Genomic DNA, 14,916 nt, shown 5'->3' on the forward strand with positions numbered 1-14,916 from the left:
GGCCGCGTCCGGGTCCTGATCGGCATGGGGGCGCGAATCCCAGTGTGAGGCCAATAGAATGCGCTTTGTTGCCTTAGGATTAATGCTGCCAATAATATTGCGGGCGTTGAGTTTCTTGCCATCCCACGTAGTGGCTACAAAACTCTGTTCGATAACTTCACATCCGAACTGCTTAAGTTTGGCTGCTAAGTAATTACCTGTCTGAACATGGGCTGGTGTATTGGGTACGCGGGGGCCAAACTTTACCTGCTGATCAACGTATGCATAAGCCGAGTCGGCATTGAAGGCGGGTGCCGAAACGGATACTGGCTGCTCAGCGGTTTGTGTCGTATCTGTTTTCGATTCCTTTGTCCGACAGGCGCTGGTTGTTAACAGCAGAAAAGCTATTGAATAGCTGAGAATAGATTTCGTCATTTTATGGTCATAGATTGTCATTCGTGCAGGGCCGCCGGAGCGGTCACTATGTAGTCTTTGATGGTTAACTGGTATGCTGGTTTAATAACCTATCAATCACATAATCATCAATGACCGATAATGATTAATGACATTTCTTTATTCCTCATAAGCCCAGTCGATTTGGTGCTTCATGTCCTTGATAGCCAGGCCCTGTGCCTTAAAATATGAACGTATCTGATCGACCTTGTCGTATTGCCGCTGCTCTTTATACTCCCGATAGAGCGTTAACAAACCTTCCAGTACAGGTTGATTCGATGTGCCCTCTTCTTTAAGACCAAGTACATCCTGCATGAACGTAACAAACGAGTCTTTTAGCAGATTAAATACATCTTCGCCAAGCACCGATGCCTGTAGCTGCTGTAGATAAAGCATGTTAATGTATTTCAGCAATGTAAACAGTTGCGCAATGCCAACAGCCGTGTTTAGATCGTCGTTCATGGCGTCGTAAAACTGCTGAACTGCCTGCCGAATGTCCTGCTGTTTCGTCTCGTCAGCGGTACCTTCACCAGCCTGATACGTCATCATTTTGATGATACGTAACCCGTTTGCTAACCGTCGATAACCTTTCTGAGCAGCCTTGAGCGCGTCGTTCGAAAAGTCGAGCGTACTACGGTAATGCGACTGAAGCATGAAGAAACGTACCGTCATCGGGCTATAGGCCTGTTCAAGCAGGTAGTGACTTCCCGCAAATAGTTCAGCCGGTAAAAACGAGTTACCCAGCGACTTCGACATTTTCTGTCCGTTCACCGTCAGCATGTTCGAGTGCATCCAGTAACGTACCGGATCGTGGCCCGTCAGTCCATCGCCCTGTGCAATTTCGCACTCATGGTGTGGGAATTTTAAATCCATTCCTCCGCCATGAATATCAAATTGCTTGCCTAAATATTTAGTGCTCATGCATGTGCATTCCAGATGCCAGCCCGGAAACCCTTCGCCCCAGGGCGAATTCCAACGCATAATGTGTTCGGGAGCGGCTCGTTTCCAAATGGCAAAATCGAGCGGACTACGTTTTTCCGACTGCCCATCCAACTCACGGGTTTCATTCAGCAAATCCTCCAGAATCCGACCCGAAAGTTTACCATAATTGCCGCCACGCTGGTTGTACGTATCAATATCAAAATAAACCGAACCATTCGATTCGTAGGCCAGTCCATTTGCCAGCAGAGCCTGAACCGCTTCAATTTGCTCGACCATGTGTCCCGTTGCGGTAGGCTCAATGCTTGGAGGCAACGTATTGAACTGAGCCATTACGGTATGAAAATCGTTGGTGAAGCGCTGTACGATTTCCATCGGCTCAACTTTTTCCAGCTTGGCCATCCGGCCAATTTTATCCTCGCCTTCGTCGCCATCACCAACTAAATGGCCCACATCGGTGAGGTTGCGAACGTAGCGCACCTTATAGCCAATAAAGGTCAGGTAACGATAGAGTGTATCGAACGTCAGAAACGTCCGGACGTTGCCCAGATGGACGTAGTTATAAACCGTTGGCCCACAGACGTACATACCTACATAAGGCGGGCTAAGGGGTTCAAACAGTTCTTTTTTACGAGAGAGCGTATTGTATAACTGAAGCGGTTGCATGGATTGATTACCTGTTTCTGAAAATGACAAAGGAATTGATCTGCCGGGAGGCATACGTAGTGAAGATATGCTGGGTCAGCAACAACAGCGTGTGCGTAATACGTAAATTTCCTTCGTCAACATGGCAGAAATGATCCTGATTAATAAGGCGAAGTTACGGATTGTTCGGCGGAAAACGGTAGGCCAACGAAAGCGTCCCCATCACTTTTGGCTATATTCGCATTTTGTTTTCAAAACGAATCATCTCAGACGCTGTAATGCAGATCGTTGAGGTAGGCGCCAACGCCACCTATCAGAAAGAATTTATCCAGTTTCCGGTGCGGCTATATCGCAATGATACGTACTGGATTCGTCCGCTGGATACCGATGTGGAAGAAGTATTCGACCCGAAACGTAACAAGCGCTTCGAGCATGGCGAATGCATCCGGTATCTGCTGCTGAACGATAAGAAAGAAACCATCGGACGTATCGCTGTTTTTGTTGATTATGCAATCGCCAATCTCGATAACGATCAACCAACTGGTGGTTGTGGCTTTTTTGAGTGTATTGACGATAAAAAGGCGGCTTTCACACTGTTCGATGCGGCCAAAGCTTGGCTTCAGAGCAAAGGAATGGAAGCGATGGATGGACCCGTCAATTTCGGTGATCGCGATCGTTGGTGGGGACTTCTGGTCGATGGGTTTGATCGGGAGCCGAATTATTGCATGCCGTACACGAAGCCATACTACGTTCCGTTTTTCGAGAATTACGGGTTCAAAGATTATTTCAAACAGTTTACGTTCAGCATTCCAACAACCTGGTCCAAACTGACGGAAATGTCGCAGACGGTGAAAGATCGCGCGGAACGTATCTATGAAAATCCCGAGTATAGTTTTCGAACGATTGATAAGAAACAACTTTCAACGGCGGCTGAGCAGTTCCGGCATATTTACAACGCAGCCTGGGGCGGCCATAGTGGTGTAAAAGAAATGTCGGCTGCACAGGCGCAGTCATTGATGAAGAAACTCAAGCCGGTTATTGACGAAAAAATCATCTATTTCGCTTACTATAACGATGAACCCGTCGCATTTTTCGTTTGCCTGCCCGAACTCAATCAAGTGTTTAAACATGTGAACGGGAAGCTGGATTTGATCGGCAAGTTGAAATTTCTTTGGCATATGCTCCTGAAAACCAACCACAAAGCATTTGGCGTTGTGTTTGGCGTAACGCCGGAACATCAGCGAAAAGGAGTTGAAGCAGCTATTGCGTTACGTATGCCACACGAAGCCGATCATAATCCGAACTTTCAGTATACTGAACTGGAAATGAACTGGGTCGGCGATTTTAATCCAATAATGGTGCGGTTTGTGAGCCAACTGGGGTCAAAAATCGTCAAAACCCATGTTACGTATCGGAAGCTATTTGACGAAACTAAACCATTCAAACGTTGTCCGGTAATTGAGCGGAAGAAATAAATCAAACACACATGAGTCTATTAACTGTTGGCTCCGTAGCGTTCGACGCACTGGAGACCCCGTTCGGCAAGACCGACAAAATTATTGGTGGTGCCGCTACGTATATCACCCTTTCGGCTTCGTATTTCACGAAAAAAAATAATCTGGTTGCTGTTGTGGGCGATGATTTCCCACAAGCTATGATTGACGATCTGACCCAGCATGGGATCAATACGGAAGGCTTGCAGATTCGGAAAGGGGAGAAGACGTTCTTCTGGTCGGGGAAATATCATAATGATATGAACTCACGTGATACGTTAGTGACGGAGTTGAACGTAATGGAAAACTTCGATCCAATTATTCCGGATTCGTATCAGGATTGCCAGTATCTGATGCTAGGAAATACCGCTCCTTCTATTCAGCAGTTGGTTGTTGAGCGACTACACAAGCGGCCCAAGCTGATTGTACTGGATACGATGAATCTCTGGATCGAAATTGCCAATGCTGATCTCCTGAATCTGCTCAAATTGGTTGACGTTCTGGTGTTGAATGACGAAGAAGCCCGGATGTTAACTCATGAGTATTCGCTGGTGAAGGCGGCTGCCAAAATTCAGGCAATGGGACCGAAAACGGTGATTATCAAGAAAGGTGAGCATGGCGCATTACTCTTCAGCGAGGGCCGCACGTTCTTCGCTCCTGCGCTCCCGCTCGAAGTGGTTTTCGATCCGACTGGTGCGGGCGATACGTTTGCTGGCGGCTTTATCGGATATATTGCCAAAACAGACGACAGTTCGTTCGATAACATGAAACGGGCCATTATTTACGGATCGGCGATGGCGTCGTTCTGCGTAGAAAAGTTTGGTACCGAACGTATCATGAACCTAACTCAGGAAGAAATTCAGGCTCGCGTGAACGAGTTTGTTACGTTGTCAGCATTTGGATTGCAATAAGCATCCATTTCAAAACTATAAACTCTCTTAAAAGAGCTTGGTTTCACGAAGACCAATTCCCTTTTAGGAGAGTTTATAGTTTTCAGACTTTATAACCACAGACACGTCAAGGCCGCTCCATCCACACGTGGAGCCATTTTAGAAGTGCCAGATGCTGCTTTATCGGCTGGATCCATAGCAGGCGTTTCATTCAAAATAAGCGTTGTTCCGTCAGAACCTAAATCCCAGAGGTTGCCCCGCAGAAAAACGTTGAGCCCTTTTGTGATTCCGGCTTCCGGCTTAGCACGTCCTGCCATAGCATGGGCCAGCCAGGCTTGTCCTTCGGTCAGTTTACCAATATCGGCACGCGCATCGGCGGGCGTTTCAGTACCGCTATATCCTTTCCAGCGCGTATTCCAGATACCATCGCCCGCCGAAAAAGAAGGTACCGCCAGCAACGTAGCGCCTTTCTGCTTCAGGGTTTTATAAACCGGCGAATTCCACGAATCGGCGCATACCAATACGCCTAGTTTGCCAACAGGGGTCAGGAAAACCGGTACGTTCGCCGGACTTGCTGGACAGACGAACGGTAATTCATCCGTAATTGGAAATACTTTTTTCACTAACTGCGGATCGAGTTTTCCGTCGGGATGAAAAACTGCAGAAACATTATAGAGCGGTCCCTCTTCTGTAATTAACTTTCCATCTTTGACCGAAGGGCTGGGCAACAGAATTGATCCTGCTACAATTGTTACGTTAAATTCTGCGGCCAGTATATCAAACGTAAGCTGATATTCATAAGCCATTTGCCGGGCTTTTAGGGCAAACACGGCGTATTTCGTTTTATCGGTAACACTGTCCGGAGCTTTTTGGTACGTTCGCCAGAATTCGACTGGATGGCTAATGACCATAGCCGTTAGTCCTTCCTGAAGCGTTCTGGCTTTATACACACGATCGGCTTCGTGCATGGCTACTAACCACGTACCAAGATATTCCGGCAAAACCACAATAGTCTTTCCGGGAACAATTAATCCGCTGTCTTTTGCAGTTTGTAAGTACGTTTTTATTTTCTGGCGGAAGGACAGCCCATTCCGATAATCAGCGGTTTCCATCCAGGGCTGAATTCCCAGCAAGTTACCGCGTTCTGATCGCGTTCCTGTTTGCTCGATATGCTGGATCGTTTGGCCGAACTTCGACGATTTAACGGTAATTGCTGTATCTCCTCTTAGCCAGCTGAACCACACCCGATGAGCCGTCAAACTCAGGACTATCCCAACGCAGAGAATAAGGTAATATTTTCTCATGACTGACATAGCGGTGGTAAATGAGCTACAAATTAATATTATTTTCGAGTACCTTAATTGCGTTTAGCCAGGTTAGGAATTACATAAGATTATGGCCGAATTCACGAATCAAATTGTCTTTATTACCGGGGCTGGATCAGGCATTGGCCGGGCAACGGCATTGGCTTTCGCAAAAGCGGGTGCTACGGTTGTGGTCGCTGAAATTAATGAAACGTCTGGCCAGGAAACCGTCAGCCAGGTTAACCAAATAGGCAGCGAAGGTTTATTCGTCCACTGCAATGTTGCGATTCCTGAACAGATTTTTAGGGCTGTTCAGCAGACAGTTGATACGTATGGCCGCTTAGACATTGGCATCAATAACGCAGGTATAGGTGGAAGATATGCGCGGCTAACGGAACAAACACAGTCTGATTTCGAGCAGATAATGGCCATTAACGTAGGTGGTGTATTCTATGGAATGCAGGCGCAGATTCAGCAGATGCTAACCCAAAAAGCAGGCGGAAAGATAGTGAATATATCAAGTATCGCAGGGGTAAGAGGTATGCCCATGGGCGCACTTTACAGCGCGTCGAAGCACGCTGTGATTGGTTTAACAAAAACAGCCGCGCTTGAATACGTTCGGCGTCATATCCGAATCAATGCCGTTTGCCCGGTTTATACACATTCCGCCATGGTAGACGAACTGTTTCGGGCAGCTCCGGATATGGAGGAAAAAATGCTTCGGCGGATTCCGATTGGTCGGTTGGGTGAGCCGCAAGAAATTGCGCAGGCTATTTTATGGCTTTGTTCAGACGACAATAATTTTGTGACGGGCCAGGCTATTCAGCTAGACGGTGGCATGACGGCGGGTTAGGCTACGCTTTACTCAGCCATTCTTCCTCTTTCTTTCGCATTATATTTTGCTCTTCGTCGGTTTTATCGCCGTAGCCGCACAGGTGCAGGAGCCCATGCGCTAATACCCGACGCATTTCCTGCTCAGCAGGAACGCCTAGTTGAGCTGCATTATCAGCAACACGGTCGACGCTGATAAAAATGTCGCCTTCTATTTTTGCTTCTTCCTCGCTCTGATCAAACGTAATAATATCTGTGTAGTAGTCGTGTTGCAGATAGTCCCGATTAACTTGCAATACGTACTCGTCGGAACAGAAAATGTAATTTAGATCGCCTACATTAAAGCCTTCCTGTTCGGCTTGCTGCTTTAGCCATTGACGAGTGGCTTGCTTGTGAGGCAGCTTATAAGGTACGTCTTCGTTGAAGAATCGAATCATAATAGTGTTGTTACGTCAGGCCATACGTAGCGATAACAATCGGTTACGCTTCCGTCTGGATTTTTCTGGGGGAGCAGCTCCTGATTTATTCCGCCCATCTTGTCATAGAATTTCTGAGCATTTGTATTTTTCAACAGTACCCACAAATAAAGACCGGACTCCGGGTTTTTCTGATAAGACCAGCGAGCAACTGTTTCAATCAATACTCGTCCAATACCCTGCCCTTTCAGATCTTTACGAACATGCAGATTATCGAGAAGCGTTCCCCAAATAGGATCATTGGCTGAATAAGCACAGGCGAACCCGCAGAGCTTTCTCTCCAGTTCAGCAACGATAATGTACTGATTCGGAGAGGGGTACTGCAAACGATTCTGCCAAACGGCGTGTCTATTACTCAAGAGAGGGCCGTCCAGAAAGGCATCGCTTAACGATCCGCGATAATTTTGCTGCCAGCTAAGGCTATGTAGTTCGGCAATAGCCTTGGCATCTTCAGCAGTAGCCTCTCGATACGTTACCATACACTGACGAAATTAATTGAAGCAAATCTAAACCTCGGTAATTGCGTTACAAAGTCATTACGTATCATTTTGCCCATGAAAGCGATCTTACTTGCCGACAAACACCAGCCTGTTCAATTAATTGATGCTCCCAAGCCAACTGCCGGACCAGATGATGTATTGATAAAACTCAAGGCGGCAGCTCTAAATCACCGTGATCTATTTATACAGGAAGGACTATATCCGAAAATTAAACTACCTGTTATTCTAGGATCTGACGGGTCAGGAATCGTAGAGGAAGTTGGTGCGGGCGTTGACCCCAGCTGGCTGGGAGAACCTGTTCTAATCAATCCGGGCATGAACTGGGGCGATAATCCTGAGTATGATGGACCAGACTTCCATATTTTGGGTATGCCGCAAAACGGTACTTTCGCTGAGTACGTAGCAATTGATGTTCGCTATGTGCATCGTAAGCCAGATCACCTTTCGTTTGAGCAGGCAGCCGCGCTCCCCTTGACGGGCCTGACCGCCTGGCGGGCGTTAATGACGCGGGCAGGTTTGCAGATAAATGCTGGTAAATCTTCGGAGAAAGTATTGATTACGGGTATCGGTGGTGGAGCCGCTTTGCTGGCGCTACAACTTGCCGTAGCCATCGGTGCAGAAGTGTGGGTAACCTCTGGTGATGACGAAAAAATAGAAAAAGCAAAAGCGTTAGGTGCCGCTGGTGGCGTTAATTACCGTAGTGTCGATTGGCATAAAACACTTTTAACGAAAATAGGAGCTGACAAACGCGGTTATTTCAATGTAACCATCGACAGCGCTGCCGGACCAGACTTTGCCAAATTGATTGATATAGCTGCTCCCGGCGGACGAATTGCTTTTTATGGCGGCACAACGGGCAATATTACGGATGTAGTACCTGCTAAAGTGTTTTTTAAACAGCTCGCTATTTTCGGTTCAACGACGGGAAATGAACGTGAATTTACGGACATGATCTCCTTCGTAACTGACAAGCAGATTATACCTGTCATTGATGAAGTTTTCCCTCTTTTTCAAGCTGATCAAGCTATGCAGAAGATGAAGCGAGGAAAGCAGTTCGGGAAAATTATTCTAAGAACAAATCATTAACTGTTTTTTTAGTTGATCATTTTATTAGGTTGTGGCTAACATATTTTATTTAATGGCTAGTAATCCACGGCATTATAAAGTTATCCACATTTCCACTGTGGATAACTCGGTACTTACGCACATTTTCCACACATGACTCTCTGATTGTCTATTGCTTAAGCGGTGACATTTACATATATACTATAATTGTATATACACGATCTAATCTTGGAAACGTACTGAAATTCGGCTACCAGTTCTTTATCAAGTCGTTAAAACGCTCAAGCAAAAATTTTGATTTAGGACCAACGTAACCATCTCCGATTGTCAGCTCTCCAATTTGCGTAATGGGCAGTACTTTCTTGGTGGAACTTGTTGTGAAGGCTTCATCAGCGTCATAAAGTTCGGAAAGTAATAGCGGGCGCTCCTCAACCTGAAAATCACTCTGCGCCAGTTGAATAATGGTACGTCGGGTGATACCGTGGAGAATATAACGACTAGGCGTAATAAGTCGGTCTCCTTTTATAATAAAGAAATTACTCCGGCTCAACTCACTGATTTCGCCCCCTTTCTGATATAACAAATCCGATGCCCCAGCCGACCTAATGGCTTGAGCCATTAGGATAACCCGTTTATAATCTGTGCTTTTGACTTCGGCCATTTCCCGAACGTACTCGTCCAGGATCACCTTTATTCCCTGCTCATATTGAACGGCTGGCACCGGGTGAATTGGCTCGGTCAGAATAAGTAAGTTGGGCCGTTCAATGCTGATACTGTCGGCTGCGTAGCCGCCCGTCATAACGAAGCGGAAAGCCATATCAGCTGGCGCGCCAACCACAGCGCTACGTTCCATGAGTTCCATCAGGATCGTATAGGTTTCATTCTTTTCGAGCGGTAGCGGCAAGTGCATTCGCATGGCTGAATTCTGAAACCGCTCCCAATACCAATCCCACTGAAAAGGCCGTCCGTTGTAAGTCAGAAAGTAGTCGAACAGGCCATAACCGCGAAGCAGGCCAAGGTCTGTTACACCGACTGCAAGTTGATCAGTGGGTGCAAAGGTGCCATTGAAATAACCGTAATGCATGAAATGCGTCTTTGGGGTTAGGCTCAAAGATAAAGGGAAATGAGCTAATGACACGCCCGAACGCGTAGAAACTGGACTTTGGTTATCCCTGATCTTTCACCACTAACTGAACTGTATATCGGCTTTTCTGCTCCAGTAATAGCTTTTTATTCATCAGAACCCGGTCAATTGTTCCTTGATCGTAATAGCGGATAGTGATGAGTTCCAGGCCATCGTTGTAACTAACCCGGAAGTCTTGTCTCAACTGTGTCAACAGCGCTGGCACACGGTCTGGATTATTATCGACAACTACCGAAAAGCTGATGGCCGTGTTCTGCATAAGGTTGATTTTTACCCCGGCTTGTGCAAATCGCCCAAAAATCCGGCTCAGATTATCTTCGGCAATGAACGAAAAATCGTTGGGATGGAGTGAAATCAGAACCTGATTAATCTTGAAAATAAACGAAGGTGTCAGCAAATGTCCTTCGGAATTACCGATCACCGTGCCGGGTGCGTCAGGCTTTAAAAAGGACCGTACGTGCAGTGGAATACCGTTATTTTGCAGTGGCTTGATCGTTTTGGGATGAATAACAGTAGCGCCATAGTACGCCAGCTCAATAGCGTCCTGATACGTTAGTTTGTTTAGCAACACGGTGTCGTCGAACCACTTCGGATCGGCATTCAAAACACCCGGTACATCTTTCCAGATGGTTACGCTTTCTGCATTCAGGCAGTAAGCAAAAATGGCGGCCGTATAGTCAGAGCCATCACGCCCGAGTGTCGTTGTTCGTCCGTCAGATGTTTGGCCAATAAAGCCCTGCGTAATTTTTATTCCATTGCTGGTTACAGCCCTATTGATACGTTGTTTTGTTTCATGCCAATCAACCCTGGCTTCACGGAAATTACTATCAGTACGTATTAACTGCCGGGCGTCGAGCCATTCTACTGAGAAGCCTATTTCGGCAAAGTAAGCAGCTATAATTTGTGTAGAAAGAACTTCTCCTAACGAAACAATCTGATCATACGTATCATCGTAAGATGCTTTTGGCGATTGCGTTAAATAGGTTTCGAGTTGAATAAAAGTCTGGTGAACCGCGTTAAAGCTGGCTCCTAATTCCGACAAAATACCGTAATGATAAGCACGAATTACTTCTAAATGGACTTGAGTGTTGCTATACTGCTGGTGGAAATAAGTGCGAACCAGATCTTCTAACGCGTTGGTCGTCTTACCCATCGCCGATATGACTACGACGGCGTTCTGGCCCTGGGTTCTGATAATCTCGGTCACATTACGAACGCCAGCAGCATCTTTCACAGACGCTCCGCCAAATTTGAAAACTTTCACGTGTTGAAATAAATGTAGGAAGGATGAGCCGTATGAAATGACTGACGTAAATGTTAGTCATTTCATACGGCTCATGTTAAGTTAAACCAAAACAGGTTTCCCGATAAACAATAATTCGCGCACAGCTGCAGCAATTCCTTGCGGATCAAAACCGCATTCCCGCTGTAGTTCAATTTGTTCACCGTGTTCGATAACGGTATCAGGAATACCCAGACGTTTGACGCGAGCCATGTAATCGTGGTTCGCCATGAATTCCAGTATTGCGCTGCCAAAGCCACCCATTACACAGCCGTCCTCAACCGTCAAGACACGGTCGAAACGGTTGAAAATCTGATGGAGGAGTTCTTCATCGAGCGGTTTTACGTAGCGCATGTCGAAATGAGCCGGTCGAATGCCTTCTTTTGCTAGTAGCTCCATTGCCTCAACGGCATAGTTTCCAATGTGGCCAATTGTCAGGATCGCTACGTTTTCGCCGTCGGCAATCATACGTCCTTTCCCTATAAATTGCTTTTCGAGCGGTGTTCTCCAGTTCGGCATAACGCCCTCACCACGTGGATAACGGATAGTAAAGGCGCGTTGCCCCTGCTGAACTTCGTCTGATTGGGCAGTAAACATCATATTGCGCAACTCCTGCTCATTCATCGGTGCGGCCACAATCATGTTTGGAATACAGCGCATATAGGCAATATCATAAGCGCCATGATGCGTTGGCCCGTCAGCGCCAGCAAAGCCAGCCCGATCGAGACAGAAAATGACTGGGAGCTCCTGAATGCAAACATCATGGATAACCTGGTCATAGGCCCGCTGCATAAACGTAGAATAAATATTGCAGAAGACTACTTCGCCCTGGGTTGCCAGGCCCGCTGAGAATGTAACCGCGTGCTGCTCTGCTATTCCCACGTCGAACGCCCGCTTAGGCATTACCTTCATCATCAGATTCATGGACGAGCCAGAAGGCATAGCAGGTGTTACACCAACAATACGTGGATTTTGTTCTGCCAATTCAATTAACGTATTACCGAATACGTCCTGATATTTTGGGGGCTGTGGGGCATCATAGATTTTCTTATGAATAACGCCGGTCACCTTATCGAATAAGCCAGGGGCATGCCACTTTGTCTGGTCTTTTTCGGCTGGTCCGTAGCCTTTACCTTTTACAGTTAGAACATGCAGTAGTTTTGGGCCGGGTATGGATTTAAGATCGGCTAAAACGCTCACGAGGTGGTCGATATCGTGTCCGTCAATTGGACCGAAGTAACGCAGATTCAGCGACTCAAAAAGATTGCTTTGCTCGAGCAACGAACTTTTAATCCCAGACTGTACTTGCGAAACTAATTCCTGAGCCGTTTTGCCCAGTTTGTCCATTTTACCCAACAGATTCCAGATTTCATCCTTCACCCGATTATAGGTGTGCGATGTCGTAATATCCGTTAAATACTCGCGCAAAGCACCTACATTGGGGTCGATGCTCATGCAGTTGTCATTTAAGACAATCAGTAAATTACTATCCGTAGTTCCGGCATGATTCATGCCCTCAAACGCTTCACCGGCCGTCAGAGCGCCATCGCCTATGACAGCAATATGATTTCGCTTGAAATTACCCTGCAGTTGTGAAGCTACGGCCATACCCAAAGCCGCCGAAATAGACGTAGAGGAGTGCCCAACGCCAAACGCATCATATTCACTTTCTTTGCGTTTCGGAAAACCAGATAAGCCTTTATAAAACCGATTTGTGTGAAACTTGTCACGCCGACCGGTTAAAATTTTATGGCCATATGCCTGATGACCCACATCCCAAATCAGTTGATCGTCAGGCGTATTGAATACATAGTGCAGCGCAACCGTTAGCTCAACTACGCCAAGGCTAGCGCCGAAATGACCACCGTAAACAGATACATCGTCAATAATAAACTGACGGAGTTCGTCGGCAAGTTGAGGCAAACGGGATTTATCGAGTTTACGAAGATCGTCGGGGGTACTAATGGTGGCTAGAAGACTGCCAGGGGTAATCAGCATGATGGTAACAGCTAACGTCTGTCTTACAACACACGTACTAGGTACAATGTTCTGTTGGCGGCTCGCCCATTGTATTCAAACAACGAAGCTACTACAAATTTTCATATTTATAAAAAATCTAAGTCTCTGTTATCTACATATATATGCGAGCAACAAAGACTTGGATTTAGAGATAATTCCAAGATTAGTTGCGCTGGCTGGCCCGGAAAAGTTTTTGCTTTTCCTCCCGCGTTAAGCTTTCGTAACCTGAGCGCGAAATTTTATCTAAGATGTTATCAACTTCATCCTGATCAGGTGTTGATATGGACGACGAACCTGATGAAGACACGTACGAACTGGTCTGGGCACTTGTACTGCTACGTTGCCGATAAGACACTTTAACAGCTGGTTTTGGTCTGAGGAGATTACTCCAGCCATCGGCCAGCCAATAAATAGGTCGGCCCAGATCCGTTCCGTTCTGGAGTAACTTAACGTAGCAAAATCCCATTAGCGCTCCGCCAAGATGAGCTAAATTTCCCCCTGCGTTGAGGCCTGCTGATTGAGCAACGGAAAGAATAATGAAGAAGAAAACGATGTATTTTATACGAACGGGACCAAAAAATAACAAATGGAACGTATAGTTTGGCAGTAAAGTCGCTGCACCAACAGCTACGGAAAAAGCCGCTGCTGAGGCACCGAGCATAGGTCGTGTATCCTGATTTTGAAAGTAAGGGACCAAGTTATACATAGCCAGAAATATCAGGCCCCCGGCAATACCTCCCATAATGTAGAGGCCAATCAGTCGACGATTTCCTAAGTATTCATCAATCAACCGACCAAACCAGTATAAGAATAACATGTTGTAGAGAATGTGAAAAATCTCTTCATGTGTGAAAAAATACGTGATTAAAGTCCAGGGTTTGCGCAGGAAAGCTTGAATCTCTCCTGGCATCATTAACTGATCTTTTACTGTATTATATATATCCAATTGTTCTGCCATTGTCAGACTGACTTTAGACACCAGCAGCACCAAGAATATAACTACGTTGACTAGAATCAACTGCACCAACGTGTTGTTGGGCTTATTGAATTCGTTCCGAAAATCATCGAACAAGCCGCTCATCACTAATAGAAAGTTTTTCGCTGGGATCCCCAGTATTTCACGAGTATAAATGCAAATAACATACCGCCTATGTGGGCAAAGTGAGCAACATTATCAGTTTGCGCCCGATGAATACCCGAGTAAAGTTCCATAGCCCCGTATAGAGTAACGAGGTACTTTGCCTTAATCGGTATAGGTAAAAACAATAAAAATAATTGAGTGTTCGGAAACAGTAACCCGAATCCCATTATTATACCAAAAATTGCTCCCGATGCACCTACAAGCGGCTCATCAACTTGATTCAAAAAAATGCGATTTGCAATCGCTACGCTATCCTGAATATTTTTACTATCAGTTGGATAGCTTTTAAATTTCTCCAGAAAGGGCAATAGCTGATCATATAAATACCCCGCATGCTGATCAATAAATACTGAAAAATTATCGTAACCAGGGCTTACGCGGTACGCTTGAATAGATTCGTATACGTCACGTACTTCAATATAATTTATTCCCGAAAACAACAAGGCAGCACCTATGCCGCAAAAAAGATAAAAAAATACGAACCGGCGTGGTCCCCAGAACATTTCCAGCATCGGGCCAAAAGCTATTAAGCCAATCATGTTGCTGAAAATATGGCCAAAGCCAGCATGCAGAAACAAATGAGTTAATAACTGGATTGGATTGAACTTGTCTGACAGAAATGAATGAAGACCAAATTTGTCAATAATGGTTTCGTTCGTTACCAGGAAGACCAGTACGTTTAATACCAATAAAACACGAACTACCGGCGTAAGGTTAAACATTTTAATGTAAACGAATTTATGCTGATTAATTCA

General features: G+C 45.9%; 13 protein-coding genes and 1 pseudogene. 4 read left to right on the top strand and 10 right to left on the bottom strand.

Annotated elements, in window-relative coordinates; translation table 11 throughout:
- Both ACOJS8_RS17245 and cysS read right to left on the bottom strand, forming a co-directional pair.
- Positions 1 to 414, bottom strand: a pseudogene (locus ACOJS8_RS17245) (peptidase); the annotation flags it as partial.
- 138 nt (positions 415 to 552) lie between these two features.
- Positions 553 to 2,037 carry a cysteine--tRNA ligase gene (gene cysS / locus ACOJS8_RS17250; protein WP_420149786.1) on the bottom strand — a complete coding sequence of 495 codons (1,485 nt, stop codon included), beginning with the start codon at positions 2,035 to 2,037 and terminating at the stop codon, positions 553 to 555.
- 257 nt (positions 2,038 to 2,294) lie between these two features.
- Here cysS and ACOJS8_RS17255 point away from each other — a divergent pair, with 257 nt between their 5' ends.
- Positions 2,295 to 3,491 (top strand): hypothetical protein, encoded by a 1,197-nt coding sequence (locus ACOJS8_RS17255; protein WP_420149787.1) that lies wholly within the window; start codon positions 2,295 to 2,297, stop codon positions 3,489 to 3,491.
- A gap of 11 nt (positions 3,492 to 3,502) precedes the next feature.
- Positions 3,503 to 4,420 carry a PfkB family carbohydrate kinase gene (locus tag ACOJS8_RS17260; protein WP_420149788.1) on the top strand — a complete coding sequence of 306 codons (918 nt, stop codon included), beginning with the start codon at positions 3,503 to 3,505 and terminating at the stop codon, positions 4,418 to 4,420.
- 89 nt (positions 4,421 to 4,509) lie between these two features.
- Here ACOJS8_RS17260 and ACOJS8_RS17265 read toward each other — a convergent pair whose 3' ends face one another.
- Positions 4,510 to 5,703, bottom strand: coding sequence for a nitrilase-related carbon-nitrogen hydrolase (locus ACOJS8_RS17265; RefSeq protein WP_420149789.1), 1,194 nt, complete (start codon positions 5,701 to 5,703; stop codon positions 4,510 to 4,512).
- Positions 5,704 to 5,794: 91 nt separating this feature from the next.
- Here ACOJS8_RS17265 and ACOJS8_RS17270 point away from each other — a divergent pair, with 91 nt between their 5' ends.
- Positions 5,795 to 6,556, top strand: a complete 762-nt coding sequence (locus ACOJS8_RS17270) for an SDR family NAD(P)-dependent oxidoreductase (RefSeq protein ID WP_420149790.1) — start codon at positions 5,795 to 5,797, stop codon at positions 6,554 to 6,556.
- 1 nt (position 6,557) lies between these two features.
- On the opposite strand, the gene ybeY is transcribed toward ACOJS8_RS17270, so the two are convergent.
- Together ybeY and ACOJS8_RS17280 are read right to left on the bottom strand one after the other, a co-directional pair.
- Complete coding sequence (gene ybeY, locus ACOJS8_RS17275) at positions 6,558 to 6,971, bottom strand: rRNA maturation RNase YbeY (RefSeq protein ID WP_420149791.1); 414 nt, start codon at positions 6,969 to 6,971, stop codon at positions 6,558 to 6,560.
- Positions 6,968 to 7,489: a GNAT family N-acetyltransferase gene (locus ACOJS8_RS17280; protein WP_420149792.1), complete on the bottom strand. Its 522-nt coding sequence runs from the start codon at positions 7,487 to 7,489 to the stop codon at positions 6,968 to 6,970. Before ACOJS8_RS17280 ends, ybeY begins: the two co-directional genes overlap by 4 nt.
- Positions 7,490 to 7,564: 75 nt before the next feature.
- Here ACOJS8_RS17280 and ACOJS8_RS17285 point away from each other — a divergent pair, with 75 nt between their 5' ends.
- Positions 7,565 to 8,596 (top strand): zinc-binding dehydrogenase, encoded by a 1,032-nt coding sequence (locus ACOJS8_RS17285; protein ID WP_420149793.1) that lies wholly within the window; start codon positions 7,565 to 7,567, stop codon positions 8,594 to 8,596.
- Positions 8,597 to 8,825: 229 nt separating this feature from the next.
- Here ACOJS8_RS17285 and ACOJS8_RS17290 read toward each other — a convergent pair whose 3' ends face one another.
- The 5 genes from ACOJS8_RS17290 to ACOJS8_RS17310 form a co-directional block, all read right to left on the bottom strand.
- Entirely contained in the window at positions 8,826 to 9,659 is an 834-nt protein-coding gene (locus ACOJS8_RS17290; protein WP_420149820.1) for an aminotransferase class IV, read from the bottom strand.
- Positions 9,660 to 9,741: 82 nt separating this feature from the next.
- Complete coding sequence (locus tag ACOJS8_RS17295) at positions 9,742 to 10,983, bottom strand: aspartate kinase (protein WP_420149794.1); 1,242 nt, start codon at positions 10,981 to 10,983, stop codon at positions 9,742 to 9,744.
- Positions 10,984 to 11,064: 81 nt separating this feature from the next.
- A complete protein-coding gene (gene dxs, locus ACOJS8_RS17300; RefSeq protein ID WP_420149795.1) occupies positions 11,065 to 12,999 on the bottom strand; it encodes a 1-deoxy-D-xylulose-5-phosphate synthase in 1,935 nt (644 codons plus the stop codon).
- 184 nt (positions 13,000 to 13,183) lie between these two features.
- Positions 13,184 to 14,101, bottom strand: a complete 918-nt coding sequence (locus tag ACOJS8_RS17305; protein ID WP_420149796.1) for a rhomboid family intramembrane serine protease — start codon at positions 14,099 to 14,101, stop codon at positions 13,184 to 13,186.
- A gap of 2 nt (positions 14,102 to 14,103) precedes the next feature.
- Positions 14,104 to 14,883, bottom strand: coding sequence for a rhomboid family intramembrane serine protease (locus tag ACOJS8_RS17310; RefSeq protein WP_420149797.1), 780 nt, complete (start codon positions 14,881 to 14,883; stop codon positions 14,104 to 14,106).
- Between the last annotated feature and the right edge of the window lie 33 nt (positions 14,884 to 14,916).

The sequence above is a fragment of the Spirosoma sp. genome, assembly GCF_048594605.1.
Lineage (GTDB): Bacteria > Bacteroidota > Bacteroidia > Cytophagales > Spirosomataceae > Spirosoma.